At 65.0% G+C, this 26,497-nt stretch carries 28 protein-coding genes and 1 pseudogene; 9 read left to right on the top strand and 20 right to left on the bottom strand.

Annotated features, from left to right (window positions below; genetic code table 11):
• Positions 1-12 precede the first annotated feature (12 nt).
• Complete coding sequence (locus MI302_RS04255; protein WP_370687361.1) at positions 13-1,041, top strand: PIG-L deacetylase family protein; 1,029 nt, start codon at positions 13-15, stop codon at positions 1,039-1,041.
• Here the strand turns inward: MI302_RS04255 and scpB are convergent.
• Both scpB and MI302_RS04265 read right to left on the bottom strand, forming a co-directional pair.
• Positions 988-1,509, bottom strand: a complete 522-nt coding sequence (scpB, locus tag MI302_RS04260; RefSeq protein ID WP_041438106.1) for an SMC-Scp complex subunit ScpB — start codon at positions 1,507-1,509, stop codon at positions 988-990. The two genes, MI302_RS04255 and scpB, sit on opposite strands and share 54 nt — an antisense overlap.
• Positions 1,502-2,095, bottom strand: coding sequence for an L-threonylcarbamoyladenylate synthase (locus tag MI302_RS04265; protein ID WP_239726315.1), 594 nt, complete (start codon positions 2,093-2,095; stop codon positions 1,502-1,504). The genes scpB and MI302_RS04265 overlap by 8 nt, the downstream gene beginning before the upstream one ends.
• On the opposite strand from MI302_RS04265, the gene MI302_RS04270 reads away from it, so the two are divergent.
• On the top strand, positions 2,094-3,314 hold the full coding sequence (locus tag MI302_RS04270; RefSeq protein WP_239726316.1) for a type II secretion system F family protein: 1,221 nt from the start codon (positions 2,094-2,096) through the stop codon (positions 3,312-3,314). The genes MI302_RS04265 and MI302_RS04270 overlap by 2 nt on opposite strands.
• On the opposite strand, the gene MI302_RS04275 is transcribed toward MI302_RS04270, so the two are convergent.
• Positions 3,289-3,741, bottom strand: a complete 453-nt coding sequence (locus MI302_RS04275; protein WP_239726317.1) for an EVE domain-containing protein — start codon at positions 3,739-3,741, stop codon at positions 3,289-3,291. The genes MI302_RS04270 and MI302_RS04275 overlap by 26 nt on opposite strands.
• A gap of 134 nt (positions 3,742-3,875) precedes the next feature.
• Here MI302_RS04275 and MI302_RS04280 point away from each other — a divergent pair, with 134 nt between their 5' ends.
• Both MI302_RS04280 and MI302_RS04285 read left to right on the top strand, forming a co-directional pair.
• Positions 3,876-5,213 (top strand): FAD-binding oxidoreductase, encoded by a 1,338-nt coding sequence (locus tag MI302_RS04280; RefSeq protein WP_239726499.1) that lies wholly within the window; start codon positions 3,876-3,878, stop codon positions 5,211-5,213.
• Positions 5,214-5,259: 46 nt separating this feature from the next.
• Positions 5,260-6,201, top strand: a complete 942-nt coding sequence (locus MI302_RS04285; RefSeq protein WP_239726318.1) for a GGDEF domain-containing protein — start codon at positions 5,260-5,262, stop codon at positions 6,199-6,201.
• A 14-nt stretch (positions 6,202-6,215) separates the two neighbouring features.
• Here MI302_RS04285 and MI302_RS04290 read toward each other — a convergent pair whose 3' ends face one another.
• The 9 genes from MI302_RS04290 to MI302_RS04330 all read right to left on the bottom strand — a co-directional run bounded on the left by MI302_RS04290 (position 6,216) and on the right by MI302_RS04330 (position 13,778).
• Positions 6,216-7,295 carry a prephenate dehydrogenase/arogenate dehydrogenase family protein gene (locus tag MI302_RS04290; RefSeq protein ID WP_239726319.1) on the bottom strand — a complete coding sequence of 360 codons (1,080 nt, stop codon included), beginning with the start codon at positions 7,293-7,295 and terminating at the stop codon, positions 6,216-6,218.
• Positions 7,292-8,326 carry a 3-deoxy-7-phosphoheptulonate synthase gene (aroF, locus tag MI302_RS04295; RefSeq protein WP_038029066.1) on the bottom strand — a complete coding sequence of 345 codons (1,035 nt, stop codon included), beginning with the start codon at positions 8,324-8,326 and terminating at the stop codon, positions 7,292-7,294. Before aroF ends, MI302_RS04290 begins: the two co-directional genes overlap by 4 nt.
• A 216-nt stretch (positions 8,327-8,542) precedes the next feature.
• Complete coding sequence (locus MI302_RS04300) at positions 8,543-9,301, bottom strand: VOC family protein (protein WP_239726320.1); 759 nt, start codon at positions 9,299-9,301, stop codon at positions 8,543-8,545.
• On the bottom strand, positions 9,301-9,837 hold the full coding sequence (locus MI302_RS04305) for a YceI family protein (protein WP_239726321.1): 537 nt from the start codon (positions 9,835-9,837) through the stop codon (positions 9,301-9,303). The genes MI302_RS04300 and MI302_RS04305 overlap by 1 nt, the downstream gene beginning before the upstream one ends.
• A gap of 66 nt (positions 9,838-9,903) precedes the next feature.
• Complete coding sequence (locus MI302_RS04310; RefSeq protein ID WP_172955614.1) at positions 9,904-10,716, bottom strand: menaquinone biosynthetic enzyme MqnA/MqnD family protein; 813 nt, start codon at positions 10,714-10,716, stop codon at positions 9,904-9,906.
• Positions 10,716-11,834, bottom strand: a complete 1,119-nt coding sequence (gene mqnE, locus MI302_RS04315) for an aminofutalosine synthase MqnE (protein WP_019549979.1) — start codon at positions 11,832-11,834, stop codon at positions 10,716-10,718. Before mqnE ends, MI302_RS04310 begins: the two co-directional genes overlap by 1 nt.
• A gap of 34 nt (positions 11,835-11,868) precedes the next feature.
• Positions 11,869-12,285, bottom strand: coding sequence for a hypothetical protein (locus tag MI302_RS04320; RefSeq protein WP_239726322.1), 417 nt, complete (start codon positions 12,283-12,285; stop codon positions 11,869-11,871).
• Between the two features lie 5 nt (positions 12,286-12,290).
• Positions 12,291-12,734, bottom strand: coding sequence for a YqhA family protein (locus tag MI302_RS04325; protein WP_015716635.1), 444 nt, complete (start codon positions 12,732-12,734; stop codon positions 12,291-12,293).
• Between the two features lie 9 nt (positions 12,735-12,743).
• A complete protein-coding gene (locus MI302_RS04330; protein WP_239726323.1) occupies positions 12,744-13,778 on the bottom strand; it encodes a substrate-binding domain-containing protein in 1,035 nt (344 codons plus the stop codon).
• Positions 13,779-13,868: 90 nt separating this feature from the next.
• Between MI302_RS04330 and MI302_RS04335 the strand changes: the two genes are divergently transcribed.
• The 5 genes from MI302_RS04335 to purD are packed head-to-tail and all read left to right on the top strand — an operon-like array spanning position 13,869 to position 18,244.
• Entirely contained in the window at positions 13,869-14,402 is a 534-nt protein-coding gene (locus MI302_RS04335) for a glycerol-3-phosphate acyltransferase (protein ID WP_038029078.1), read from the top strand.
• A 9-nt stretch (positions 14,403-14,411) separates the two neighbouring features.
• Positions 14,412-15,206, top strand: a complete 795-nt coding sequence (locus tag MI302_RS04340; protein ID WP_239726324.1) for a fumarylacetoacetate hydrolase family protein — start codon at positions 14,412-14,414, stop codon at positions 15,204-15,206.
• Positions 15,200-16,096 carry an MBL fold metallo-hydrolase gene (locus MI302_RS04345; RefSeq protein WP_126164745.1) on the top strand — a complete coding sequence of 299 codons (897 nt, stop codon included), beginning with the start codon at positions 15,200-15,202 and terminating at the stop codon, positions 16,094-16,096. The genes MI302_RS04340 and MI302_RS04345 overlap by 7 nt, the downstream gene beginning before the upstream one ends.
• Before the next feature lie 4 nt (positions 16,097-16,100).
• Positions 16,101-17,000 (top strand): phosphoribosylglycinamide formyltransferase, encoded by a 900-nt coding sequence (gene purN / locus MI302_RS04350; RefSeq protein ID WP_019549985.1) that lies wholly within the window; start codon positions 16,101-16,103, stop codon positions 16,998-17,000.
• A complete protein-coding gene (purD, locus tag MI302_RS04355) occupies positions 16,997-18,244 on the top strand; it encodes a phosphoribosylamine--glycine ligase (RefSeq protein ID WP_126164826.1) in 1,248 nt (415 codons plus the stop codon). The genes purN and purD overlap by 4 nt, the downstream gene beginning before the upstream one ends.
• On the opposite strand, the pseudogene MI302_RS04360 reads toward purD, so the two are convergent.
• The 8 genes and pseudogenes from MI302_RS04360 to MI302_RS04395 form a co-directional block, all read right to left on the bottom strand.
• A pseudogene (locus tag MI302_RS04360) lies at positions 18,241-19,116 on the bottom strand (PolC-type DNA polymerase III); the annotation flags it as partial. The gene purD and the pseudogene MI302_RS04360 sit on opposite strands and share 4 nt — an antisense overlap.
• An 8-nt stretch (positions 19,117-19,124) precedes the next feature.
• Positions 19,125-20,345, bottom strand: a complete 1,221-nt coding sequence (locus MI302_RS04365; protein ID WP_054391492.1) for an IS256-like element ISTth4 family transposase — start codon at positions 20,343-20,345, stop codon at positions 19,125-19,127.
• Entirely contained in the window at positions 20,338-21,402 is a 1,065-nt protein-coding gene (locus MI302_RS04370) for a PAS domain-containing protein (RefSeq protein WP_239726325.1), read from the bottom strand. Before MI302_RS04370 ends, MI302_RS04365 begins: the two co-directional genes overlap by 8 nt.
• Complete coding sequence (locus tag MI302_RS04375; RefSeq protein ID WP_239726326.1) at positions 21,399-21,755, bottom strand: response regulator transcription factor; 357 nt, start codon at positions 21,753-21,755, stop codon at positions 21,399-21,401. The genes MI302_RS04370 and MI302_RS04375 overlap by 4 nt, the downstream gene beginning before the upstream one ends.
• Positions 21,730-24,240, bottom strand: coding sequence for a sensor histidine kinase (locus tag MI302_RS04380; RefSeq protein WP_239726327.1), 2,511 nt, complete (start codon positions 24,238-24,240; stop codon positions 21,730-21,732). Before MI302_RS04380 ends, MI302_RS04375 begins: the two co-directional genes overlap by 26 nt.
• Positions 24,237-24,413 carry a hypothetical protein gene (locus MI302_RS04385; RefSeq protein ID WP_019549990.1) on the bottom strand — a complete coding sequence of 59 codons (177 nt, stop codon included), beginning with the start codon at positions 24,411-24,413 and terminating at the stop codon, positions 24,237-24,239. The genes MI302_RS04380 and MI302_RS04385 overlap by 4 nt, the downstream gene beginning before the upstream one ends.
• A complete protein-coding gene (locus MI302_RS04390; RefSeq protein WP_239726328.1) occupies positions 24,410-26,158 on the bottom strand; it encodes a DUF294 nucleotidyltransferase-like domain-containing protein in 1,749 nt (582 codons plus the stop codon). The genes MI302_RS04385 and MI302_RS04390 overlap by 4 nt, the downstream gene beginning before the upstream one ends.
• Positions 26,118-26,483: a hypothetical protein gene (locus tag MI302_RS04395; protein ID WP_126204344.1), complete on the bottom strand. Its 366-nt coding sequence runs from the start codon at positions 26,481-26,483 to the stop codon at positions 26,118-26,120. Before MI302_RS04395 ends, MI302_RS04390 begins: the two co-directional genes overlap by 41 nt.
• Positions 26,484-26,497 lie beyond the last annotated feature (14 nt).

A 26,497-nucleotide genomic window follows, 5' to 3' on the forward strand; every position in this document is an offset into this window, starting at 1 on the left:
GAACTCCTCTACCTGCTTTTGGCGGAGGCCTTAAGGCTTTGGTTGGGCCTTCTTTGGGCGGAACGGGTAGGACTCCTTTTGGCGGCCTTGGGGGTTTGGGCCTTCATCAACGGGCGGTTCATCTTTGCCTACTACCACGCCCTCACCACCTCCTTCCGGGTGCGAAGGCTTCCCCTCTTCCCGGAACCCGAGCCAGGGGAACACCTCCTGGTCCTATCTCCCCACCCGGACGACGAGGTGCTGGCGGCGGCGGGGCTGATGCGCCGCACCCTTCTAAGGGGAGGACGGGTGAGCGTGGCCTACCTCACCTCGGGGGATGCCTTTGATCTGGCGGCGGGAAGCCCTCTGCCTTCTAAAGAGGCCATGCGCCGGCTGGCCTTAAGGCGCATGGTGGAGGCCTGGCGGGGCCTTAAGGCCCTGGGCCTTTCCCGGGACAGCGCCTACTTCCTGGGCTTTCCCGACCAGGGTCTTTTCGCCCTCTTCACCACCTACTACTACCTGCCTTACGAGAGCCCCTACACGGGCCTGAAAGCGGTGGCCTACCCCGGGTGTTACCGCTTGGGGCTTCCCTACACGGGAAAGGCCCTCGAGGCCACCTTGGTGGAACTTCTGGCCGCCCTGAAGCCCACCCGCATCCTCCTGCCAAGCCCTTTGGACGCCCACCGGGACCATCAGGCCACCGCCTACTTCGGCATGCGGGCGGCGGCCTTTCTGGGCCTGGAGGATCGCCTGGAGTACTACGTGGTCCACGGGGGCTACCAGTACCCCCTCCCCAAGGGCCTCCACCCCCGCCTTCCCCTCTACCCTCCGCCCCGGGGCCGGGGGCTTCCCTGGCGGCGCTTTCCCCTCACCGAGGAGGAGGTTAGGCTAAAGGAAAAGGCCATCCGGGCCCACAAAAGCCAGATGCGCCTTCTCGGCCGGTTTCTTTTGGCCTTCGTGCGGCAGAACGAGCTCTATAGCCCCCTTCCCATCCCTGCCCGGGAGGCCCTAGCCCCGGAGGAGGAGGGGTGGGCCGTCCTCGAGGGGCGGGAGGTCCTTTAGGCTTTCCAGGCCGAAGACCTCCAGGAAGCGCTTTGTGGTGCCGTAGAGCTTGGGCCGGCCCGGGGCTTCCTTCTCGCCCACCACCTGGATAAGCCCCCGCTCCAAAAGGCTTTCCAGGGTTCCTTCCACGCTTTTCCCCCGCATGGCCTCAAGCTCCGCCCGGGCGATGGGCTGGTGGTAGGCGATGAGGGCCAGGACCTCGAGGGCCGCCTTGGAGAGCCGGGGCGGGCTGGGCTTGAGGACCCGTTCCACCGCTTCCAGGGCGCCCTCGTGCACTACAAGCCGCCACCCCCCGGCCACCCGTTCCAGGGCCACCCCCAGGCTTCCCTCCTTAAGCTCCGCCTCCAGGGCCTGAAGCGTCCTAAGGAGGGTTTCCTCCGGGTGGCCCAAGGCCTTGAGTTCCCTCAGGGCCACGGGCCTTCCCGCGGCGAAAAGGACCGCCAACACCTCCGCCTTCAGGTTAGACATCTTGCAGGTAGGGCAACAGGGCCTCCTTGGGAATGGCTCCCTCCCTCAGGACCTCCCCCGTGCGCAGGTCCACCACGCTGGAAGCCAGGCCCAGGGCTTCCCCCGGGAAGACATAGTCCACGCCGAATTCCCGGGCCTCCTTTTCCGTGCGCACCGGGGGCTCGCCGCTCCTGTTGAGGCTGGTGGCCGCGGCATACCCGCCTACCCGGCGGAGAAGCTCCCGAAGCAGGACATGATCCGGCATCCTCAGCCCCACGGAACCATCCCGGCTGATCCAGGGGGGGATATTTTGCCCCGGTACCACCACGGTGAGGCCCCCGGGCCAGAAGGCCTCCGCCAGGCGCAGGAACTTATCCCGTAGCTTCCCGAGGTCCGCAAGCTTAAGGGCGCTTTCCAGGTCCGCCACCAGCACCTGGAGGGGCTTTTCCTCCTCCCGTCCCTTAAGCTCGTAGATGCGCCGGCAGGCGGCCTCGTCCTCCATCCGGGCCAGCACCCCCCAGACGGTGTCCGTGGGAAAGGCCACCAGGCCCCCACGCCGAAGGGTTTCCGCTGCTTCCTGTAGCTCCTTCTGGTATACTTCTGCCATGCCAGTCTACCAGTATAAGGCCCGCGACCGCCAGGGCCGCCTGGTGGAGGCCACCATTGAGGCGGAGGACCTGCGCACCGCCGCCAGGCTCCTGAGGGACCGGGGGCTTTTCGTGGCCGAGATCAAGGAGCCGGGGAGGGGCCTGCAGGCCGAGGTGCGCCTTCCTGCCCTGGAGAGGGGTCCTGGCCTTAAGGACCTGGCCATCTTCTCCCGGCAGCTGGCCACCATGCTGGGGGCGGGGCTCACGCTTTTGCAGTCCCTTTCCATCCTGGAAAGGCAGACCGAGAACAAGAAGTTCCGGGAGATCATTAAGAAGGTCCGCACCGACATCGAAGGGGGCATGGCTTTTTCCGATGCCCTGGCCAAGCACAAGCTCTTCTCCCGGCTTTACGTGAACCTGGTGCGGGCCGGGGAGACCTCGGGCGGGCTGGACGTGATCCTGGACCGCCTGGCCACCTTCCTGGAGAAGGACCTGGAGCTCAGGGGCAAGATCCGTAGCGCCATGACCTATCCCGTGATCGTCTTCGTCTTCGCCGTGGGTGTGGCCTACTTTCTCCTCACGGGCATCGTGCCCCAGTTCGCCCAGATCCTCACGGACCTCGGTTCGGAGCTCCCCCTCCTCACCCGGTTCCTCATCGCCCTTTCGGGCTTCCTCCGGGCGGCCACCTTGCCCCTGGTGCTTTTGGCGGTGGTGCTCTTCTTCGTCTACCGCTGGTACTACCGGACCCCCCAGGGGCGGAAGGTAGTGGACCGGATCAAGCTCCGCGTCCCCGTCTTCGGCAACCTCAACCGTAAGACTGCCGTGGCCCGCTTCTCCCGCACCCTGGCCCTCCTCCTTTCCAGCGGGGTCAACATCGTGGAGTCCTTGGATATCACCAAAGGGACGGCGGGGAACAGCGTGGTGGAGGAAATCGTGGACACGGCCAAGCTCAAGGTGCAACAGGGGGAGCCCTTGAACCTCACCCTGGCCCAGCACCCCTTCGTCTTTCCCCCAATGGTGAGCTCCATGGTGGCCATCGGCGAGGAGACGGGGGCCCTGGACACCCTCCTTGCCAAGATCGCCGACTTCTACGAGCGGGAGGTGGACGAGGCGGTGGCCAGCCTCACCGCCGCCATCGAGCCCCTCATGATCATCTTCCTGGGCGTGATCGTGGGCATGATCGTGGCGGGGATGTTCCTGCCCCTCTTCAAGATCATCGGCACCCTTTCCGCGCAATAAGCCTTTCGGCCACCTCCGGGGGAACCGGCATCACGGAAAGCCGGTTTCCCCTTTTCACTAGGGGGTGGTCTGGGGGAAAGCAGGCCTTGAGCTCCTCCAGGGGAATGAGGGGCCAGGCCTCGAGGAACTCTACCTCCACCGTGTACCACCGGGGGTTTTCCCGGGTGGCCCTGGGGTCAAAGTAGGGGCTAGAGGGGTCAAACTGGGTGGGGTCGGGGACTAGGGTCCCCACCACCCGGCAAAGCCCGGCGATCCCCGGGGGGTTGGCGTTGGAGTGGTAGAAGAAGCAGAGGTCCCCTAGTTGCATGTGCATCAGATAGTTCCGGGCCTGGTAGTTGCGCACCCCGTCCCAAATGGCCCTGCCCTCCCGTTTCAGGTCCAGGATGCTGTACACCTCGGGTTCGGATTTCAAAAGCCAGTAGGCCATGGCCCAAGTCTAAAGGGGTCTTTAGGCGGGACAAAGCCTTGCGGCTGGGGGCTACGGGGAGGATGGGGGCATGCGGGGGCTTGTTCTCCGATTCCTCCCCCTATTGCGACCCCACCTGGTAGCCTTAGGGCATGATGGGGGTGCAGGCGGAACTCAAGGCCCTTTTCGGCCCTAGGGCCCTCCTCTCCCCGGCGGAAAAGGGGGTTTACCGCTATGACGCCATCCTGGTGGGGCCAGAGCCCTTGGCGGTGGTCCTGCCGGAAACCCGCGAGGAGGTGCAGGCCCTGGTGCGCCTGGCCCGCCGGTATGGGCTTCCCCTGGTTCCCCGGGGGGCGGGAAGCGGTTTGAGCGGCGGGGCGGTGCCCGAGGAGGGAGCCATTGTGGTGGCCTTTACCCGCATGGCCCGCCTGGAGCTGGACCCCGTGGGCCGCACCGCCTGGGCCGAGCCCGGCGTCACCACGGCTAGAATCTCGGAGGAGGCCAGGCCCTATGGGCTTTTCTACCCGCCTGACCCCGCCTCTTGGCGCACCAGCACCCTGGGGGGCAACCTGGGAGAGAATGCCGGAGGGCCCCTGTGCTTCAAGTACGGGGTTACGGGGGACTACGTCTTGGAGCTGGAGTTTGTGGATTCCTGGGGGGAGGTGCACCGCCTGGGCCGCCAGGCCTACGATCTCCCTGGCCTCCTCATCGGTTCGGAGGGGACCTTGGGCCTGATCACCGGGGCCAGGGTGCGCCTTCTCCCCCTTCCCCGGTACCGGGCCACCTTGATGGCGGCTTTTCCCGAGGTGGGGGCCTTGGCGGAGGCGGTTTCCCGGGCCATCGCCCTGGGGGCGGTGCCCGCCAGGCTGGAGTTTTTGGACCCTATCTGCGTGAACGCCGTGGAGGACTACCTGGGCATGGGCCTTCCCCGGGGGCACGCCCTCCTCCTGGCGGAAACCGATGGGGATGCCCTCGAGGTGGTCCAGGAGGAGCTTTCCCTGGTTGAGGAAACCGCGGCCAGCCTTGGAGCTAGGGTGCAAAGGGCCCGGGATGAAAGGGAGGCGGAGGCCCTTTGGCGGGCCAGGCGGAGCGTGAGCCCTGCCTTGGGCCGCATCCGCCCTAAACGGGTCAACGAGGACATCGCGGTGCCCAGGAGCGAGCTTCCTAAGGTGGTGCGGGAGATCGCCGCTTTAGGCGAGGCCTATGGCCTGGTGGTGGCCCAGTTCGGCCACATCGGGGATGGGAACCTGCACCCCAACATCCTCTTTGACCCCAGGAGGGAAAGGGAGGAGCGGGTTTGGGAGCTGGCCCACGAGATCGCCCGGGTGGCCTTGAGGCACGGGGGGGTGCTTTCCGGAGAGCACGGGATCGGCCTCATGAAGCGGGCCTTCATGGAGGAGGCGGTGGATGAAGGGACCCTCGAGGCCTTCCGCACCGTAAAGGCCACCCTGGATCCTCATGGGCTCCTGAATCCCGGCAAGGTTCTTCCCTAGTCCAGTTTTCACAGGCTTTTAACGGGAACCGGTCTACCATGGAAGCATGGATGGCCGGGGCCGGGTCTTTTACTTTGCCAGCTGGGCCGGGATGGCCCTTGGCCTTTTGCTCCAGGCGCAGAGATTCCCGCCCCAGGGCCTGGAAGTTTTGCTCTACGCTTTTTTCGTTCTCTGGGCCCTTTGGGCCCTGCGCCGGGGTCCTAAGGTGGCGCCCCGCCTTCTTCTCCATCTCCTTGGAGCCTATTTGCTGTTTGAACTATGGCGGGTGGGGGAGAACTGGCCTTTGGTGGGGCTCTTTATCCCGGCCCTTTACCTGCTGGCTGGGTTCGCCTATCCCCCCTGGTCCTTGGGGCACCTTTTGGGGGCCTTCTGGGGTGGGGTTTTGGTTCTTGCCCCCCTGGTTTTGGGGCGCAACCTGGATTTCTGGCCCCATTTTGCCGTGAGCCAGGTTATTCTCTTAAGCCTTACCTTTCTCCTGGCCCGCTTCCGCGAGGCCCACGGCCAGATGCGCTTCTGGAAGGAACAGGCCCTCACGGATCCCCTCACCGGGCTGCCCAACAGGAGGGCTTTGGAGGTGGCCTTAGAAAGGGAAGCCGCCCGGGTGGAACGGGGAGAGAAGCCCTTCTGCTTGGTGCTTATGGACCTGGACGACTTTAAACGGGTGAACGACACCCATGGCCACCAGGTGGGGGACCGGATCCTTAAGGAGGTGGCCCAGTACCTGGTGGCCCACGTGCGCCAGGGGGACCTGGTGGGGCGCTGGGGTGGGGAGGAGTTTGCCGTTATCCTCCCCCGCACCGAGGGGAAGGAGGCGGTCCAGGTGGCGGACAGGCTGAGGGAAGGCCTGAAGACCTTGGGGATCACCGCAAGCTTTGGGGTGGCGGTGTATGGGGGTGATCCCAGGGATCTCTTCCAAAGGGCGGACGGAGCCCTTTACCAGGCTAAGGGCTCGGGAAAGAACCAGGTGAGGCTGGATTCGGGTTCTTAGAGGGGGAGCCGGTTTCAGGAAACCCGGTACCCTACCCGAGAGAGGACTTCCCGGGCCCTTTCCCTTTCCTCCCGGCTGGCGAAGCCTAAGCGGATGGCCCCGGCCTCCTCCCGGATGGTGAGGACCTCGATGTCCTTGATGTTCACCCCGGCCTCCCCCAAGGCGGTGGCGATCCTGGCGATCTGGCCGGGCCGGTCGGGCACCTGGACCACCAGGTCGTGCATCTCGGGGAGCAGGCTTCGGCGCACGATGGGAAGGCTGTCCCGGGTGCGCTTGGCCTCCTCCGCTGCCCGGAGAAGGGCTTCGGGCTGGTCCAGAAGCTCCTCCAACTCTCCAAGCACCCCTCTGAGCTCATAGATGGCCTCTTTGAGGGCTTCCTTGTTCTCCACCACCATGTCCCGGCTCATCCGGGGAGACCCTGAGGCCACCCGGGTGAGGTCGCGAAACCCCCCGGCCGCCAAAAACATCAGGAGGTCCCGGTGGGGGCTATGAGCCACCAGGCGGTTTAGGGCCACGGCTAAAAGGTAGGGCAGGTGGGAGATGCGGGCCACCAAGCGGTCGTGAAGCTCCGGGGGGATTTCCAAGGGGTAGGCTCCCAAGGCCTCCACCAGCTTCTTAATCCCTTCGCGCGCCTTAGGGCTGGTCCGTGGCGTAGGGGTTAAAACCCAGATGGCGTTGTGCAGAAGGCCCGCGTGGGCGTGTTCCACCCCGGCCCGCTCGCTTCCCGCCATGGGGTGGCTTCCCAGGAAGTGGGGCAGGGTGCCCTCGAGGTCCCCCACCACCCGGGCCTTCACGCTGCCCACATCGGTCCAGAGGCTATCGGGGTGGGCTAAGGGAGCCAGCCTCCTGCCCAGGTCCACCAGGGCTCCCACAGGGGCCGCCAGGATGCCCAGCTCCAGCTCCCCCACCCAAGGGCCAAGCTGGGGGTGCACCCGGTCGGCTACCCCCAGGAAGAGGGCCTTCTCCAAGGCTTCGGGGTCCTGGTCGTAGGCGTGGATCTCCTCGGCCAGGAAGCGCTCCTTTAGGCCCAGGGCCACGCTTCCCCCCAGAAGGCCCACCCCGAAGATGCCCACCTTGCCAAAAAGCGGTTTCATCCCAAGACGGGTGCGGAGAGGGTCTTGTCCAGGGCTTCCAAAAGCCGCTTAGCCTTTTGCATCAGCTCGGCGAACTCGTGCTCGTGGAGCTGCTGGGCTGCGTCGGAAAGGGCTTTTTCCGGCTCGGGGTGGGTTTCCACGATGAGGCCATCCGCCCCTGCCGCAAGCCCCGCCAGGGCCAAGGGGATGACCCACTCCCGCTTGCCTGCGGGGTGGGAGGGATCCACCCATACGGGGAGGTGGGTGAAGCTTTTGAGCACGGGCACCGCCGAGACATCCAGGGTGAAGCGGGTGGTCTTCTCAAAGGTGCGGATCCCCCGCTCTACCAGGATCACCTGCATGTTGCCCCGGGAGAGGATGTACTCGGCGCTCATCAAGAACTCTTCCAGGGTCATGCTCATACCCCGCTTGAGGAGCACGGGCTTTTTCACCTCCCCCACCGCCTGGAGGAGGGCGAAGTTCTGGGCGTTGCGGGCCCCGATCTGCAGGGCGTCGGCATACTCCGCCACCAGTTCCACCTGCTCCGGGGAGAGGACCTCGGTGACCACGGGAAGCCCCGTCTCCCGCCGGGCCTCCGCCAGGATCTTGAGCCCTTCCAGGCCCAGCCCTTGGAAGGCGTAGGGGCTGGTCCTGGGCTTGAAGGCCCCGCCCCTCAGCATCCCCGCCCCGTGGGCCTTCACGTAGCGGGCGGCTTTCAAGGTCTGCTCCCGAGACTCTACCCCACAGGGCCCTGCGGCGATCAGCACATGGCCTCCCCCCGTTTTGCCCGTGGGGAACTCCAAGACGGTGGGGAAGGGCTGGACCTCGAGGCTCGCCAGCTTATAGGGCTTGGAGATGGGGATCACCTCCGCCACCCCGGGAAGGGCACGGAAGTGCTCCATGAGCTCCGGGGTAGGCCCCCGGCCGATGGCCCCCACCAGGGTGGTCTCCACTCCCCGGGAGACGTGGGGCCGGTAGCCCACCTTCTCAATTTCCCGCACCACCTCTTCTAACTCCGCTTCCGTGTGTCCCCGCTTCATCACGATGAGCATCCTTCCCTCCTAAAAGCCTTGGGCGCCCCCTTTTTTGGGGGCGCCCTTCTTGCGGAAAAACCCTATGCGGACCGCAGGGCGCCCCCGGCGGGATAATAAAAGCCGAAGTAGCGCCCTAGGGTCCGCATATTGCCTCCAAGCATAGGGGAGGGGGGAAGACCTGTCAAGAGGGGCAGAGCGGGGACCGAAAGGCCCTTGCCCCGCGGGTTATTCCCTTTAGAAGCTGGCCGTAAGGCGCATTTGTGCTCCCGTGGGGTCTTGCAGCTCCATCCTCCGGCCCCAGGGGTCCAAGAGCACGTAGCCCAGAAGCCCTGTGGACTCCGGGGAAGCCCTTCGGCTTCCTGCCCAGACGTTGGCCCCCACGTGGTGGTGGTAGCCATCCCAGGCGAAAAAGAGGGCCCCGGGGTAGGTGCGCAGGGTGACCTCCATGCCCAGGTGGTTGGCAAAAAGGGCCTCGGCCTCCTTGAGGTCTTCCACATGTAGGTGCAGATGGCCGAGGAGGGTTTCGGGTGGAAGGGAGCTAGGTTTTGGGGCTTGGGAAAGGAGCCCTTCCAGGTTCAAGGGGGCGGTGAACATAAGGGGTTCGGAGGGCCAGGCCCCTTGGGGCCGGTCCCAGTAGAGCTCGAGGCCATTCCCCTCAGGATCGCGAAAGTAAAGGGCCTCGGAAACCCCGTGATCCGCTGCTCCCTCGAAGTAGGCACCAGCCTGGAGGAGCCTTTGGGCGACCCCGGCCAAGGCCCTGCGGTCGGGGAGGAGGAGGGCGAAGTGGTAAAGGCCCACCGAGGGATAGGGCCTCAGGGGAGCTTCAGGAGCATGGACCAGCTCCAGGTGAAACCCCTGGCCTCTCGGGTAAAGGCGGTAGCGGGGTGGGTCGGCCTCCAGCCTCAGGCCCAGGAGGCCCTGGTAGAAGGAGAGGGCCGCCTCGAGGTCCCTCACCCTAAGGGTGAGGGCCAAAAGCCGCGGGGGAAAGGCCATTACCCGGCCACCGCCTCCTGCGCCTTGACCGCTTCGGTGTCCACGCTGAAGCGCACTTCCTCGCCCACCAGTACCCCGCCCATCTCCAGGGGCATGTTCCAGGTGAGGCCGAAGTCCTTGCGGTTCAGCCGGCCTTCAAAGTGGGCGGCGATGCGTTCGTTGCCCCAGGGGTCCTTGGCAGGGCCATAGGTCTCCACCTCGAAGGAGAGGGGCCGGGTGACCCCGCGGATGGTTACCTCCCCCTCCACCCTGTACCGCCCCTCGCCCAAGGGGGTAATCCTCTCGCTTCGGAAGACGATCTCGGGGTAGCGCTCCACATCCAGGAAGTCGGGGGAGCGCAGGTGGTTGTCCCGGTCGGGCACCCCGGTGTGGATGCTTTTCGCATCCAGCCGGGCCTCCACCTTAAGGGGCTTCCCGGTTTCGTCCGTCTCCACGTAACCCTCTTTGAGGTTTAAGGTGCCCTTGACCGTGGCGATCATCATATGCCGCACGGCGAACTCGATGCTGGTGTGGGCTGGGTCTAGGTTCCAACGCATGTTTTGACCTCCTTGGGTCCAAGGACCCAGTACTATGCTACTCAGGGTGCTATATAAAGTCAAGCACTATGCGGGATAGTATGTAGGGGCAAAGGGAAGGCCCAAAGCGTCGGCGAAAGCCTTTAGCCCCAGGCGGTCGGGCTCCTCCAGGTGGTAGCGGAAGTTCCAAAGGTAGTGCTCCATGAGCACAGGGTGGATTCCAAGCCGCTTGGCCTCGGCTTCCGCTACTTCTCCCAGCCGGCTAAGCCCCTGGCGCCGGGCCTTTCTCAGGGCTTGCACCAACTTTAAGGGGGGAGGGTTTTCCCTGCGGTAGGCCCAGACGGCGAAGACGAAGGGCAGCCGGGTGCGTTCAAACCAGAGCATGGAGAGGTCCACCACCTCTACCTCCCCAAAGCGGGTGGGAAGGGCATGGGGGGTCTCAGGGAGATGGTCTAGGAGGCTGGCGTAGGCCTGGATGGCTTTGTCGCCGATGAGGAGGACCCCGTCGTACTCCTTAAGGAGCTCCAGTCCCCCTTCCTTGGCCTCGTACTGGGGAAAAACCCCCTGTTCCCCAAGGAGGAGCTTTAGGAGCTCCACGCTGGTGGCGCTTTCCGTGGTGAGGGCAATGCGCCTTAGATCTACAAGGTTTCCCTTATGGAAGAGGTTCACCGAGTACACCCGCCCCAGGACCGCTACGGAAAAATCGGGGAGAAGCCCTAGCTCCTCCTGGTGCTCCAGGTAAAAGTAGCTGGAAACCAGGGAAAGCCCCACCTCTCCCGAGAGCACCATCCGGTTGAGCTCTGCGGGAACCCCATAGCAAAGCCGCCAGCCATCGGGCTCCAGAAACTGGTAGAGGGGGGCGGTGTTGGCGTAGGGGGGAACCCCCAGGGCGTAGGCCATCAGGCCTCCACGGCGTCCCAGATCCGGATCTCCCGGTAAAGGGCATCCCGCTCCACGGGGATGCGGCCCGCCTTGCGGATGATGCCCGCAAGCTCCTTCTTGGATAGCCCCTTGGGGGTGGGGCTTCCCGCCATGTGCACGATGCGCTCTTCAATCAAGGTGCCGTCGATATCCGTCACCCCCCAGTCCAGGGAAACCTGGGCCAGCTCCGGGGTCAGGGTGGCCCAGTAGCCCTTGATGTGGGGGATGTTGTCCAGGTAGAGCCGGGCCACCGCCAGGTTGCGGAGGTCGTCTAGGCCGGTGGTGAACTCCCGTTTCCCTAGCCTTTGGGCCAGATGGTTCCCGTCGGGTTGGAAGGCCAAGGGGATGAAGCTCATGAACCCCCCCGTTTCGTCCTGGAGCTGCCGCAGGCGGTCCATGTGGTCCAGGCGCTCCTCGAGGGTTTCTATGTGCCCGTAGAGCATGGTGGCGTTGGTGGGGATGCCGAGTTCGTGGGCGGTCCGGTGGATCAAAAGCCAACCCTCGGCGGAAACCTTGGCCCGGGCGATCTCCTTGCGCACCCTTTCGGCGAAGATCTCCGCCCCGCCCCCCGGCATGGCGTCCAGCCCCGCTTCCTTAAGGGCCTGGAGCACCTCCTTGTAGGGGAGGCGGGCGATCTTGGAGAAGTGGTGGATCTCCGCTGCCGTCCAGGCCTTCACCTGGACCCCGGGGAAGCTCGCTTTTAGGGCCCGCACCAGGTCCAGGTAGTAGGAAAAGGGCCTTTTGGGGTGGTGGCCCGCCGTCATGTGGATCTCCGTGAGGCCGGGCTGGTACCGCTCCCTCACCCAGGCCACCACCTCCTCCACATCCCAATCCCAGGCCCCCTCCTCCCCGAACTTTCTCTGGAAGGCGCAGAAGGTGCAGCCCACGTAGCAGATGTTGGTCTGGGAAACGCGGATGGAGTGGACAAAGTAGGTCTTGTGCCCGTGCTTTTTCTCCCGCACCCGGTTGGCCAGGCGCATGAGGCCTGGCAGGTCCTGGGTCTCGTAGAGGATTAGCCCCTCGGCGAAGGTGAGGCGTTCGCCGGCCTCCACCTTCTCGGCGATGGGCCAGAGCTTGGGGTCCCGGATGCCCTTCACGAGGAGGAGTCTACCCCTTCCCGGAACCTTTGGACTAGGGCCATGACTTCCCTTCGCCTCCCCCCCACGCTTTTCCCCGGCAAAAGGCCTCGCAGGTAGCGATCGGTGAGGAGGAGAGGTCGGCGGGGGACTCCCAGCTTCCCCCCCGCCAGAGGAAGTCCTCCCGGGAAAGCCCCCGCTCCTGGCGCACGGCCACCTCCTGCCAGGGGCGCACCCAGTACCCCTGGGAAAGCTCGGAGAAGAGGTCTTGCAAGGCAGGTAGCAGGTAGCCTGCCTTTTCCTCGGGACCCTGGATGGGGTAAAGGGTTTCCAGCACGTGAAAGGGGCTTGGGGGGGCTAAGGCCTTGCCCCTTAGGGCCAGGTAGAGCTCGCCGAAGGCCTCGTGCCCCCGCTGGCCCAGGCGATGCTTGGCCATGCGGCTGGCGTGGTTTTGGTCCAGGTAGACCAGCAACTCCCTCAGTCTTTGGCCTTGGCCAGCCAAAGGGCGGAGGCCAGGAGGGCCACCCCGCCGGCGAAGAGGAGGAAGTCCAAGGAGGTCTGGGGCTTGAAGGCCGAGGCCTTTTCAAAGAACTTCACCACCAGGATCATGACGATCACCTGGCCCAGCTTGCCCTTGAGGTCCGCCAGGCTTTCCACCGTGAGGACGTTTTCCATGGGAAGTTCCAGCTTGCGGATGAAAAGCTCAAAAAGGCCCAGGCTGAAGATGAGGAAAACGGCGCTTAAAAGGGCCAGGTCCACGGCACCCACCAGGACGGGAAGGGCTTCGTCCAAGGGTTTTTGCACCGCAAGGAGGGTTTCCTCGAGGGCATGCCAGGCGAAGTAGAGGGCCCCGAGGAGCATCCCCACCACGGGGAGAAGCATGAGCCAGCGCAAAGGGTAAACCAGGGCTTCCGGGCGCATGGGGAGATTCTAAGGCAGGTAGGGAACTGCAGGAGAGGTGCGGGTGGAGGCCCGTTCGATCAGGAGGGGTTCAAAGCGCACGGCCCGGGGAGGGCCCGCATAGCCCTGCATCCTCTCCAGGAGAAGTTGCGCCGCCCGGGCGCCCATGGCCTCCACCGGCTGGGCGATGGTGGAAAGGCCCACCTCGTGGGTGAAGGGATGCCCGTCAAAGCCCAGAACCCGCACCTCCTTGCCCACGGTAAGCCCAAGCCTTTCCGCCTCCTCCAAAACGCCCAGGGCCATCTGGTCGGCCCCGGCGAAGACGTTGAGGGGCGGGGAGGCCTTCTCCAGGAAGTAGCGGAGGGCGAGCCTCCCCCCTTCCTGGGAGAGCCGGGTAGTGTAGAGGTGCTCCTCGGGGAAGGGGCGGCCTGCGGCCTTGAGGGCTTCCCGGAAGCCGGCCAGGCGTTCGGCGAAGACCGTGTGGTGGAAGGCCCGGTCGGGTTCCTCCTCCACCTTCACGGCGAAGATGGGGCCGGGGAAGCGCGCCAGGTACTCCCCGGCCAGGTGACCCCCCAGGAAGTTGTCCAGGTAAACGGAGTCGTACCGGGGGTTTTGGGTGTCCACGAAGACCACGGGGCGGTCGGTGGGGAGCCTCCCTCCCTCAAAGTGCTCGCTGAGGTCATAGGAGGCGAGGATGAGGCCGTCGGTGAGGAAGGCCAGAGTGGAGCTTTCCAAATACCGCCTGAGCCGGGCCTGGGAGAGAATGGGGAATAGGGCCAGGTCATAGCGCTTTTCCAGGAGGACGCCTTCGATCCCCTCCACCAGCCTTCGGTAAAACTCCGTGGCCACGAAGGGAAGGAGGACGGAGACCGTGTAGCTTCTTCCTCCCGCGATGCGCCGGGCATGGGGGTTCGGGGTGTAGCCCAGTTCCTCCATGGCCTTCAGCACCCGGGCCCGGGTTTCCGGGCGCACCGCCTTGTGGTTGTTGAGCACCCGGCTCACCGTGCCCAGGCCCACCCCGGCCCGGGCGGCCACCTCGAGGATGGTGGGTTTCTTCTTGCTCATAGTCTGGTTCCCTGTTCCTGGTGGAAGCGCTTCATGGAAACTTCCATAACCAGCATAGGGCAAGGAAAAGGTTTTTGCAAGAATGGGGGCATGGCCTACGTGCTTCTGGCGTACCTCCTGGGTTCCCTGGTGGGGGGGCTCCTCTTCTTCCCCGAGGTGCGGGCCAAAGATCTTCCGGGGGGCTCGGGGGTTTTCCGCCGCAAGGGTCCTTGGGCTGCCCTCTGGGTGGTGCTGTGGGACCTGGGCAAGGGAGCCTTGGCCCTTCTCCTCGTCCCTTCAGAGTGGCGGGTGTGGGCCGCGGCGGCGGTGGTGGCGGGGCACAACTGGCCCCTGTTCTTCCGCTTCCGGGGCGGGGGTGGGATTGCTCCCTCCCTGGGCTACTTCCTGGCCTGGCTTCCCAGGGAAACCCTGGGGGCGGCGCTTTTGGGCCTGGGGGTGGCGGGGGTCTACCACCTCCTTTACTGGAGGAAGCAGCGTAAGGGTATTTATCCCATACCCTTCGGGGCCATCTTCGGCTACCTGGCGCTTTTGCTCCTGGCCCCCGCCGAGGGGCGGCTTGCGGCCTTGCTGGTGGCCCTGGTGGTGGCCCTGAGGGGTCTGCAAATCCTCTCGGGAAGATGGTAGCTTTAGGGCATGAAGATTCTCCGGTTTAACGGGGGGCGTTGGGGAATACTGGAAGGCGAGCTTGTCCTGGAGACCGATGGCCCTGGGGGCAACCCCACGGGGAAGCGTTACGACCTGGCTGCGGTCCGCCTTCTGGTCCCGGCCACGCCCAGCAAGATTGTGTGCGTGGGGAGAAACTACCGGGAGCACATCCGGGAGATGGGGCACGATTTCGGCCAGGACCTGCCCAAGGAGCCGGGCCTGTTCCTGAAGGCCCCCAACACCCTAGCCCACCCCGGCAACCCGCGGGATCCCTGGAACACGGGGGATGCGGTGCCCTACCCCTTCTTCACCCAGGAGCTCCATTACGAAGGGGAGCTGGCCGTGGTGATCGGGGACCGCATGCGAAACGTGCCTCCTGAGAAGGCCCTAGACCACGTCCTGGGTTATACCATTGCCGTGGACATCACCGCCCGGGATGCCCAGAAACAGGACCTCCAGTGGGTGAGGGCCAAGAGCGCCGACAAGTTTCTGCCCCTAGGCCCCTGGATTGAAACCGATCTGGACCCGCAGAACACCTGGGTGCGCACCTACGTGAACGACCAGCTTCGCCAGGAGGGGCACACCTCCGCCATGATCTTCAGCGTGGCCGAGATCCTCTCCTACATCTCCAGCTTCATGACCCTGGAGCCCTTGGATGTGGTCCTCACCGGCACCCCGGAGGGCGTGGGGGCCTTAGAGCCGGGGGACAGGCTGGAGGTGGCCATTGAGGGCATCGGCACCCTGCACACCCGGATCGGCCCTAAGGAGGCGCGCCCATGGTGAAGGTCTTGGACCTCCAGTTTCAGGGGGTGGAGAAGGTCATCGCCAGCTTCCTCCTCCAGTCCCGGGAGGGGCCGGTTCTGATCGAAACGGGGCCGGAGAGTACCTATGCCCGACTCGAGGCGGCCTTGAAGCAGGAGGGAGTGCACCCAAAGGAGGTCCGCCATGTCTTCGTGACCCACATCCACCTGGACCACGCCGGGGCTGCCTGGCGGTTTGCGGAGCTTGGGGCCACGGTGTACGTGCATCCCCGAGGGGCCCCGCACCTGGTGGATCCATCGAGGCTTCTGGCCTCCGCCGAGCGCATCTACGGGGCGATGCTGAAACCCCTCTGGGGGGAGCTTAAGGGGATCCCCCAGGAGCGGGTGCGGGTCCTGGAGGACGGGGAGGTGGTGGACCTCGGGGGGCTTAGGGTCCAAGCCCTGGAAACCCTGGGCCACGCCTCCCACCACCATGCTTACCTGGTGGATGGCCTGCTCTTTGCCGGGGACATCGCCGGGGTAAGGATTGGCCAGGGCCCGGTCCTGCCGCCCACCCCACCCCCCGACATCCACCTGGAAAGCTGGTACGCTTCCCTGGACCGCATCCTGGCCCTCAGGCCCGAGGTCCTCTACCTCACCCACTTCGGTCCTTACCGGGACGTGGAGGCCCACCTCCTGGCCTTGCGAGGGGTTTTAGAGGAGTGGGCGGGCTGGGTCCTGCACCGGCTTAAGGAGGGGCTTTCCCTGGAGGAGATGACCGAGCGCTTTGAGGCCTACTGGCGGGAGGGCTTGAGGCGAGCCGGGGTGGAGAAGGAGGGAATGCGCCTCTACAAGCTCGCCGATCCCCCCTACATGAACCTGCAAGGTCTGGTGCGCTACTGGCAGAAGCACCACCCGGAGGCCCTGGGATAGGCCTATGCTGAGCCCGTTTCCCTTGGGCCGTCCCGCGCGGATGGCGGTTATGGCCTCGGGCCGGGGTACCAACCTGGAGGCCCTCCTGGAGGCTTTTTCCCCCCAAAACCCCTGGGGGGAGGTGGTGCTGGTCCTCTCCGACAACCCGGAGGCCTACGCTTTGAAGCGGGCCTCGAGGCGGGGGGTGGAGGCGGTGGCCATCCCCTGGCGGGGGCGGAAGGCGTTTGAAAGGGAGGCCCTGGACCTGTTGCGGGCCAGGGGTGTGGACCTGGTGCTCCTGGCTGGCTTCATGCGCCTCCTCTCCCCGGGTTTTGTGGAACCCTGGTACGGGCGCCTTTTGAACATCCACCCTTCCCTCCTCCCGGACTACCCGGGGCTACACGTGCACCGGAGGGTCTTGGAGGCGGGGGAAAGGGAAACGGGCTCCACGGTGCACTTCGTGGACCAGGGGATGGACACCGGGCCCATCGTCCTCCAGGGGCGGGTGCCCGTTCTGCCCGGGGATACCCCGGAAACCCTGGAAAGGCGGGTGCTTTTCCTGGAGCACCGCCTTTACCCCAGGGCGGTGCGCCTGGTGCTTTCGGGAATGGCCTTCCCCCCGGGGGAGGGCCTGAAGGCCCTTCTTGGGGAGGCTTGGCCCCGCTTCCAGGGGCTCAGTCCCAGGGAGAAGCCCCTTTATCTCCGGGCCGCGGTCCTGCTTTCCGTCTGGGGCCTGGGGGGCCTGGTGCCGGCCGCCTTTATGGGCCAAGGGGGGGAGTGGGCCCGGGGGGCCTTCCTTACCGCCCACCTCCTGGCGGCGGTGGAGGGGGGCCATCCCGCCCTGCGCCAGGAGCTTTCGGAACTCCCCGAGGAGGTTCGCCTAAAGGCCGAGGAGGTCTTAAGGCGGGTAGAATCTTCCCCATGAAGGTGCTGGTGGTGGGTTCTGGGGGGCGGGAGCATGCCCTCCTTTGGAAGGCGGCGCAAAGCCCCTTGGTGGATAGGCTCTATGCCGCTCCCGGCAATGCCGGGATGGCCCCTTTGGCGGAACTGGTGCCTTGGAATGGGGATGTGGAGGCCTTGGCGGACTGGGCCCTGGGCGAGGGGATAGACCTTACCCTGGTGGGCCCTGAAGCCCCCCTGGTGGAGGGGATTGCCGATGCCTTCCAAAAAAGGGGGCTCCTCATCTTTGGCCCCACCCAGAAGGCGGCCATGATTGAGGGTTCCAAGGCCTTTGCCAAGGGGCTTATGGAGCGGTACGGGATCCCCACGGCCCGCTATAGGGTTTTCCAGGATCCTATCCTGGCCCTGGAGTACCTGGAGGAGGTGGGGGTGCCCATCGTCATCAAGGACTCCGGGCTGGCGGCGGGCAAGGGGGTGACGGTGGCCTTTGACCTCCATACCGCCAAGCAGGCGGTGTCCAACCTCCTCTCGGGGCCCGAGGGCGGCGAGGTGGTCATGGAGGAGTACCTGGAAGGGGAGGAGGCCACGGTCCTGGCCTTAACCGATGGGGAGACCATCCTACCCCTCCTCCCTTCCCAGGACCACAAGCGCCTTCTGGATGGGGACCAGGGTCCCATGACCGGGGGAATGGGGGCGGTGGCCCCTTATCCCATGGACGCCGCCATCTTCAGGCGGGTGGAGGAGGAGATCCTAAAGCCCTTGATCCAGGGTCTAAGGGCTGAAGGCGTGGTCTACCGGGGGGTGGTCTATGCGGGGCTGATGCTTACCCGGGAAGGCCCCAAGGTGTTGGAGTTCAACGCCCGTTTCGGCGACCCCGAGGCCCAGGCCCTTTTGCCCCTTTTGCAAAGCGATCTGGTGGAGCTGGCTCTGAGGGTGGCGGAGGGGCGGCTTAAGGGGGCGGAGCTCTCCTGGAGGGAGGGGGCCTCGGCCTGCGTGGTCCTTGCGGCCCCGGGCTACCCGGAAAACCCCAGGAAGGGCATTCCCCTGCACGTACCCGAGCCTCCGGAAGGGGTCCTGGTTTTCCATGCGGGGACCCGCCTCGAGGGTGGGGTGCTTTGGAGCCAGGGGGGCAGGGTGCTGAACGTGGTGGGTCTGGGCCAGGACCTGAAGGAGGCCTTGGAGCGCGCCTATGCCTTTATCCCCCGGGTGGGGTTCCCCGGGGCCCAGTACCGAAAGGACATTGGCCTTAGGGCCCTCAAAAGGGGCTAATACGTTAGCTTGGCCAAGGGAAGCTGGGCGCAGGCCCTAAGCACCTCCCCCAGGGTGCGGTAGCCCTTCTCCTTGAGGAGGGGGACCATGCGGGCGAAGACCTCGGCGGTCATGAGGGCGTCCCCCAAGGCGGTATGCCGCCCGACCACCGGTACCCCAAACCGCTCCGCCAAAGCCTCTAGACGGTGGTCCTTGAGGTCGGGGAAGAGGAGGTGGGAGAGGAGGAGGGTATCCACCAAGGGGGGTTGGTGGATACCCACCCGCCGCAGAAAGGCCATGTCAAAGGCTCCGTTATGGGCCAGGAGGACGCTATCCTCCAAAAAGGCGCGGAAGGCGGGAAGGACTTCTTCCAGGCGGGGCTTTCCCTTAAGCATCTCCCAGGTCAGCCCATGCACCTCGCTGGAGACCTTGGGGATGGGCCGGCCTGGGTCCACCAGGGCCTCAAAGGCCTCTTGGCGGAGCACCCTTTGCCCCAGGACGTGCACCCCTCCTAGGGCGATGATGGCATCTTTTTCCGGGTCCAGGCCCGTGGTTTCCAGGTCAAAGGCGGTGTAGAGGAGGCTTTCCAAGGGGGCTTCTTCCAGGGCCTCCGGGACCTGGAGGAGAGTGAGGTCAAAGACCACGGCCCGGGGAGGGGGGCCCTCCTGGGTGGGAAGACGGGGGGCCTCCCGTGCGGGGAGAAGGAGGTGAAGGCGGGAAGCCTCGCCCCAGGCGCTTCCCCCCGAGCGTCCGGCTGCCTCCTCCAGAAGAGGGGGGAGCCGGATGCCCCGGCCTTCTTGGAGGGTCAGGGTCAGGTGGAGGAAACCATCCTCCCGCCTTCCTTCCAAAAAAGCTTCCTCCACCTCTTGGAGAGCCTCCGCCAAGCCCCTGGCCGGTCGTGTCAAGAGTTATGTGTAAGAGTCTGTGTACGGGGGGCATACCGCTCCTGAAGCATCTTCTCCAGCACCTCCTTCACCTCCGAGAACCCCTTTAGTTTCCGTTCTGCCCACCTCCCTTCCTGCCTCTCCGACTCCAGGTAAAGAAGCTTGTACACCGCCTCTTCCTTAGGAAACTTGTGGTCCCGCACCTTCGTCCCCCGCCGTAGCTCCCGGATAAACCGCTCCATCAGGTTGGTGCTCCGCAGGTACGGCCAAAGCACCTTGGGGTACCCGTAGAACCGCAGGAAGGCCCCCGAATCCTGTACCCAAAGCCCCACCACCCCCGGGTACCGCGAACCCCAGGCGGCCTTCACCTCCTCCAAGGCCCCAAGAGCTTCTTCCCGGCTCTCCGCCCCGTACACCCGCCTCAGGTCCTCCGCCAGCAGGGCCCGGTCCCGGGAGCGCACCTGGGACAGGCTCCACCGCACCCCGTGCACCACGCACCGCTGCCACTCCGCCTGAGGGTAGACCCTGCGGATCGCCTCGGGAAGCCCGGGCAGCCCGTCGGTGATGAAGAGCAATACCCGCCGCAGGCCCCGCTGCCAAAGCTCCCCCAGGACCCCCTCCCATCCCAGGGCGCTCTCCGTGGGCAACAGCCAAAACCCCAGGACCCGCCTCTCCCCATTAGGGGCGATGCCCAGGGCCACATACACGCTTTCCCGTACGATCCCTTCTCCTTCCCTGAAGACCTTTAGGGAAAGCCCGTCCAGGTAGACGAAGGCCATCTCCTCGGGCAAAGGCCGGGTGCGGAAGGCTCCTGCCGCCTCCAGGACCTCGTCCGTCAGGGCGCTCAGGGTCTCGTGGGAGTAGCGGTGGCCTAAGAGCAGGCTCAGTATCTCGGCCGCCTTGCGCTGACTGACCCCGGCGGCGTAAAGGGCTACCGCCACTTCCCCCACGTCCACCAGGCGGCGGACGTAGGGCTTAAGGAAAGCCGGGTAATACCGAGATTCCCGATCCCTAGGGACCTTCAGGTCCACCTGGCCGAAGGTGGTCTCCAGCTTGCGGGGGTAGTAGCCGTTCCTGCGGCCTCCGTGCACCTGCAAGAAGGCCGTCCGGTCCAGCTCCAGAACCGTCTGCAGAACCTCGGCTACTGTCTCCCGCACCGCTTCCCTCAGCAAGATCCGCAAGGTATCCTGGTCCACGGGGCACCTCCTCGTGCTAAGGTGTGCCCCCCTATTAAACACGGACCCTTACACATAAATCCTTACACGACCCCCTGGCCAGGACATAGGTATCGGCCAGGACGAGAAGACCCTTGGCCTCCTCCTCCAGGGAGAAGCCCGGGGTAATCCCCACTTCCCGCTCCAGGGTTTGCGCCAGGAGGGAAAGGAGGTCCTCCGCCAGCACCTCCGCCGCCTGGGCTTTGGGCTTCCAGGAGGCGATGAGCTGGCTGAGTTCTTCCGCCGTGGCCCTGGCGGTGCGCAGGAGGGATTGGAGGTGGGGGCTTTGCACCTCGAGGTCCAGGACCTCCACCAAGGCCTTGAGCCCGGCCAACTTGTCCCGCAGGCGGTGGAGAAGCCTTCCATCCAGGGCTCCTTCCTCCTTGGCCCCTTCCAGGAGGACCAGATGCCCCTTCTCTCCCTCCAAGGGCACCACCTGAAGCCACAGGGCCCCCCTGGGTCCTTGGGTGAGGAAGCGCGCCTCCGGAAGGTTCAGGGCATGGACCCATAACCCCCGGTCCAAAAGGCCCAGAAGGCTCTTGCCCACCCCCAAGCCCTCCCCCAGAAGCTCCCGGGCGGCAGGGTTGTAGAGGAGGACCTGGCCCCTGGGGTTGGCCAAAACCACCCCTTGGGGTAGGTGGGCGATGAGGGCTGAAAGCCTCTTCCGCTCCTCTTCCAGGAGGGTCTTGGCCTCGGCGACCCGGGCTGCCACCTCTCTTTCCAGGGCCTCCTTCTCCTGGGCCAAGCGGTTGATGAGGCGGGCTAGGGTCTGGAGTTCCAAGGGGCCCCTAGGGCGGAGGCGGTGGCCCGGGTTGCTGAGGATTACCCCTGCTTCCTGCCCAAGGGCACGGGTTACTGCCAAGTAACCTAAAAACACCGGATATAGGAGGGCCCCAAGCACCAGAGCGAAGAGAGACCCGACGAAAAGGAGGGCAGGAACCTTGGTTTGAACCAGCCGGAGAAGTTCCCGGGCTAAGGTTTCCTCTCCTTGGAGCAGGAGAAGTAAGCCCAGGATCGCCGTACCCCCCACCAGAAGGAGGCCCAGGAGGAGGGCGCCCAAGAAGCGAAAGACCTCCTTCATCTCCCCGCCAGCCTTTCCACCTGGGAAAGGAGGTCCTGGGTGGCGAAGGGCTTGGCCATGAAGGCCTCGGCCCCGAGGGCCAGGGCCTTAGCCCGGTCCGCCTCCCGCCCCCGGGCGGTGAGGACCAGGACCTTGGGCCTTTGGGGCAGGGCCTTGGCCCGCTCCAAAACGGCGAAGCCATCCATGCCCGGAAGCATGAGGTCCAGCACCAAAAGGTCAAAGGCCCCTTGGCTCAGGGATTCCCAGGCCTCCTCCCCCGTGCGGGCCAGGACCACTTCGTGCCCTGCCTTCCTTAGCAGGAATTCCAGGGGAACCAGGATGCTTTCCTCATCGTCCACCACCAGGATTCTCATGGGCCACCTCCAAGGGAAGGGTAAAGGCGAAGACCGCTCCTTCCTCATTTTCCAGCCATATCCGTCCCCCGAGACCTTCCACGAGTTTGCGCGCCAGGAAGAGCCCAAGCCCTGTGCCACCGGAGAAGCTCTGGAAGGGTTCAAACACCAAGGCCCGGGCTTCCTCGGGTACCCCAGGTCCGTCGTCCTGGATGCGGAAAAGGGCTTCGGGGCCCGTCGTGGTGAGCTCGAGGCGCACCCGGCTTCGCGCGTGGCGCAAAGCGTTGTGCAGTAGGTTTAGGAGCACCTGGAGCACCCGGTCCCGATCGGTGAGGGCCTGGACCCCCGCCAGTTGGCATTCCATTGCAATCCCCTTTTCGCGGGCCAGGGGTTCCACCAAGGCCAAAGCCTCCTCCGCCAGGGCCTTTAGGTCCGTGGGGCTACGGGCCAAAGGTACCCCCGCTTGCAATCGGGTATAGGCCAGGACCTCTTCCACCAGGCGGGAAAGCCTGGCGGCCTCCTTGGCCAAAAGGGCGGTGAAGCGGCGCCTTTCCTCCTCCTCTAGGTCAGGGTTGGCCTCGAGGATCTCCGCTAAAGCCCGGACCGCGGTGAGTGGGGTTTTGAGCTCGTGGGAAACCGCGGCCAGGATCTCGTCCTTGGCCTGGTCCAGGGCTTTTAGGCGCTCGTAGGCTTCGGAAAGCTCCCTTTTGGCCTCCTCCAAGGCCCGGGCGTAGGCCCGCACCTCCCGCGACTCCCGGGCAGCTTCCTCCAGCAGGGTCTCCAGGGGAGGTGGGGGGGCTTCCGGGGCTTCCTGGGTGGCGGAAAGGAGGAGAAGCCTGGCGGTGGCGGGTCCTAGGGAAGCGGAGAGCCAAGACTCCGCCAAAGCCACCGCCTGGGGGCCTGTTAGGCCCAGGGCCTCTTCCCGGAACGCCTTTCCCACCTCGGGACCTAAGACCCGTTCCACCAAGGCGGTAAGCTCCGTAAGCTCGCCCGTCCGCCCCACCGGGATGCGCCCTTTACGGGTAAAGAGGGATACCCCCACCGCCAGGGCCAGGTTGACCCCCAGGCTTGCCAGAAAGCCGTGGGTGACCGGGTCCAGCCCCTGGATCCCCAGAAGCCCCTCCGGGTGGAGAAGGGGGTGGGGACCTTCCAAAAAACTGGGGGGAAGCCAACCGGAACGGGCCAGGGCGGGTAAAAAAAGGGTATAGGCCCAAACCAGCATGCCCCCAAGGAGGCCGGCCAGGGCTCCCTGGGGGGTGGCTCCCCTCCAAAAGAGGCCCAAGAGGCTTGCCGGGGCCAGCTGGGCCACGGCCACGAAGGAGATGAGGCCCATGGCCACCAAAGCGTAGGCCTCTCCCGCCAGCCGGAAGTAAAGGTAGGCCAGAAGCATCACCAGCAAAATGGAAATCCGCCGCCCCACCAAGAGGCTTCCCAAAGCCTTCCGGCGCAGAAGCAAGGGGGAAAGGAGGTGGTTGGAGATGAGGATGGAAAGGGCCAGGCTTTCCACGATGACCATAGCGGTGGCGGCGGAAACCCCACCCAGGAAGGCCAAAAGGGCGAGCGCCGGACTTACGAACTCCAAGGGCAAGGCCAGCACGTAAAGGTCGGGGTTCTCCTGGGGCAGGAGGAGCCTTCCCCAAAGGGCCAGGGGGACCACCGGCAGGTTGATGAGGAGGAGGTAGAGGGGAAAGAGCCAGGCGGCCAGGCGCAGGTGATGGGGGTTGGCGTTTTCCACCACGCTCACGTGAAACTGCCGGGGCAGAAAGAGAAAGGCCAAGCCGGAAAGGAGGACCAGGCTCACCCAGGCCAGATGGCCGGAAAGCCCTTCATGGGGTAGGAGGAGGGGCCGCAATCTGGGGTCCTCCTGGGCTTGAGGGAAGGGGTTTCCCAGTTGCCAAAGCACCACCCCCCCCACGAGGAGGAAGGCGAGGAGCTTGACCCAGGATTCAAAGGCCACCGCCAGCACTAGCCCTGGGTGCTTTTCCGAAGGGTCCAGGTGCCGGGTACCAAAAAGGATGGCAAAAAGGGCCAAGAGCAAGGCGGTGGGGAGGGCCACGTCCACCAGGGGGGCTCTTCCCCCGCTCAAGAAGAGAAAGCCTTGGGCGATGGCCTTGAGCTGAAGGGCCAGGTAGGGCAATAGACCTACCACCAGGAAGCCAGCCACCAAGGAGCCTAAGGGGCCAGGGCCATAGCGCAGGAAAAGGAAGTCGGCCCAGGAGGTGAGGCGGTGGGTGCGGGCGAGTTCCAGTAGCCTTCCATGTAAAAAGGGCCAGAGGAGGAGGACCAGGGTCGGTCCCAGGTAGATGGAGAGGAAGCCCATGCCCTCGGTAGCCGCTCGGCCCACGCTGCCGAAAAAGGTCCAAGCTGTAGCGTAGACGGCCAGGGAAAAGGCGTAGGCGTGGGCGCTTTGGGCTAGGGTTCTACCTCGGCCCTCTCCCCATAGGGCCACCAGGAACAAGGAGGCCAGGTAGAGGAAAAGGATGAGGAGAACCCAGAGGGTGCTCATGGCTTGCGGTAAAGAAAGTAGGCGAGGAGGATCACCAAGCCCCAGGCCAGGAAGAGGTAAAGGTATAAAAGGGGAAGCCCCCAAGGCCCCTTTTCCCCTAGGGGGAGGAGATCGAAGGGAGGGGTAAAGAGGACCCAAGCTAAAAAGAAGAGGGCCAGCGCTCTTTCCTTCATCGCAACTGGAAGCTTCTTGCGGTACTTTCCTGGAGTTCGGCGATGGCACGGAAGCCCTCGAGGGCCCTCCGCCTCTCCCCGGGGGTTAAGGCGGACCAGAGCACCCGGTTCTCCACCTCCTTCCCCTGCCTCAGGGCCGTAAGCTGGTGCTTAAGGCGCAGGGCGAAGAAGAAGCGGAAGGCCTCCTCGAGGCGCTCCGCTCCCTCTTGGCTTAGGGTGCCTCCTTCCGCCGCTGCCTTGAGCCTTTCCACCGTGCCCTTGGCCAGACTCCCCGCCATGAGGGCGTAAAGCCGGGCCAAGGCCACGATGGGGGCGAGGGCGTGCCGCTTCAGGTCTATAAAGCCCTCCTCGGTACGCACCCTTCCCAGAAAGCCCAAGGGGGGGCGGAAGGCCAGGCTGGCCTGGGCCAGGTGGTAGCGGAACACACCTTTTTGGCTTCCTTCCAGAACCGCTTCCTCCAAGGGCTTCAGGGAAAGGCTTCCTGCGGCGGAGCGGAAATCGAAAAAGATCTGGGTATCCAGGAGGGCCTGGGGTTCAGGGGTTTCCATCCAACGGCGGAAGGTGTTCTGCCACTCCGGTAGCGTCATACGCCAGCGGGTGGCCATATACCCTCCCTTGCACTCGGGGATCCCCGCCTGGATCAGCCCCTTTACCACGTGCTCCGCCAGGGCCTGGAAGTAGGGGTCGTGGCCTTCTTCGCCCAGGACCAAGGCGTTGTCCTGATCGGTGAGGAGGGCCTGTTCCCGCCTTCCCTCCGAGCCGAAGACCATGAAGGCGTAGACTACCGGGGGAGGGCCGAGGGCAGCTTCCGCCTCCTTCACCAGGCGGCGGATAAGGGCGTCGTTGAGGGAAGCCACCACGCGTCCGATCTCTACGCCCCCTAGTCCCCTATGGAAAAGGCTTTCCACTAGGGAGGCTACTTCAGGGCTATACCGCTCCAGCTCCAGCCTTTCTATGCGCCTAAGAAGGAGCAAGGGGCTTTGTGCCTGGTTTAGGAGTATGTCCGTGTGGGTGACCACGCCCACCACCTTTTCCCCCTCGGTGAGGGGCAGGTGGTGAATACCCCGTTCCACCATGGCGGCCAAGGCCTCGTAAATGGGGGTTTCCACCGGGAGGGTAAAAAGGGGAGCAGTCATCACTTCCGCCACCGGCGTGGTGGGTGGGCGGCCCTCGGCCAACACCCGGTTTCTCAGGTCCCGGTCCGTGAGGATACCCAAGGGGCTTGCCTCCACGAGAAGGCTAGAGATCCCTTCCTCGCGCATCCGCCTGGCTGCTTCCTCCACCGTGGCCGAGGCGGGGATGAGGGCGGGTGGCCTCCGCACCAGGCTGCCTACCGGTGCGAACAAGGAGGGCTCCGGCACCCTCCTGAGCTGTACCCTTTGGACCAGGCCTTGCCCGAAAAAGCGGGCGACCTCCGGATACATCAGTAGCCTTTGGAAGGCCTCTTGCGGAAAGGAGAGGACCTTCACGGGGGTCTTGGCCACCACGCTCAAGGCAGGGGGTTCTCCGGAGAGAAGGGAAGGGAAGCCGAAAAACTCTCCTGCCTCGAGGGTTTCCACCTCCTGCTCCCCATCCAGGAGGGCCACCTGGCCCTCGAGGAGCAGGTACAAGGCCTTGGCTGGCTGCCCGCCTTGTTCCAGAAACGTGGTCCCGGGGGGATGGGTTTCCTCCAAGGCTTTGCGGAGGAGGACCTCCAGCTCGGCCTCAGGAAGGGTGCTTAGGGGGTGTAGGTTCTTGGGATCCATAGGCGGGGGTAAGCCAGGCCATCAAGGGGATGAGGTAGGACAGGGCCACCTGAGCCTGGAGGAGGATGAGCAGTCCAATTCCCAGCATGAAGGCGGGAGGAAGCAGGATGAAAAGCCGGATCACACGGCCAATCCCCGGGGGAGGTAGGGGCCAGATGCGGTGGTAAACCAGGCCCAAGGCCATTCCTACGGCAACCCCCAAGGCGATTTGGAACAGGACCAAAGGGGTGGGAAAAGGGAAGCCCAACAAGTAATGACCGCTTAGGTATAAGCCGAAGAGGACCGCCAGGCTTCCCAGGTAAAACCTCAGGTAGAGAAGGGGCATAAGGATATTTTAGG

Source organism: Thermus sp. NEB1569, from assembly GCF_022385295.1.
Taxonomy (GTDB): Bacteria; Deinococcota; Deinococci; order Deinococcales; family Thermaceae; genus Thermus; species Thermus scotoductus.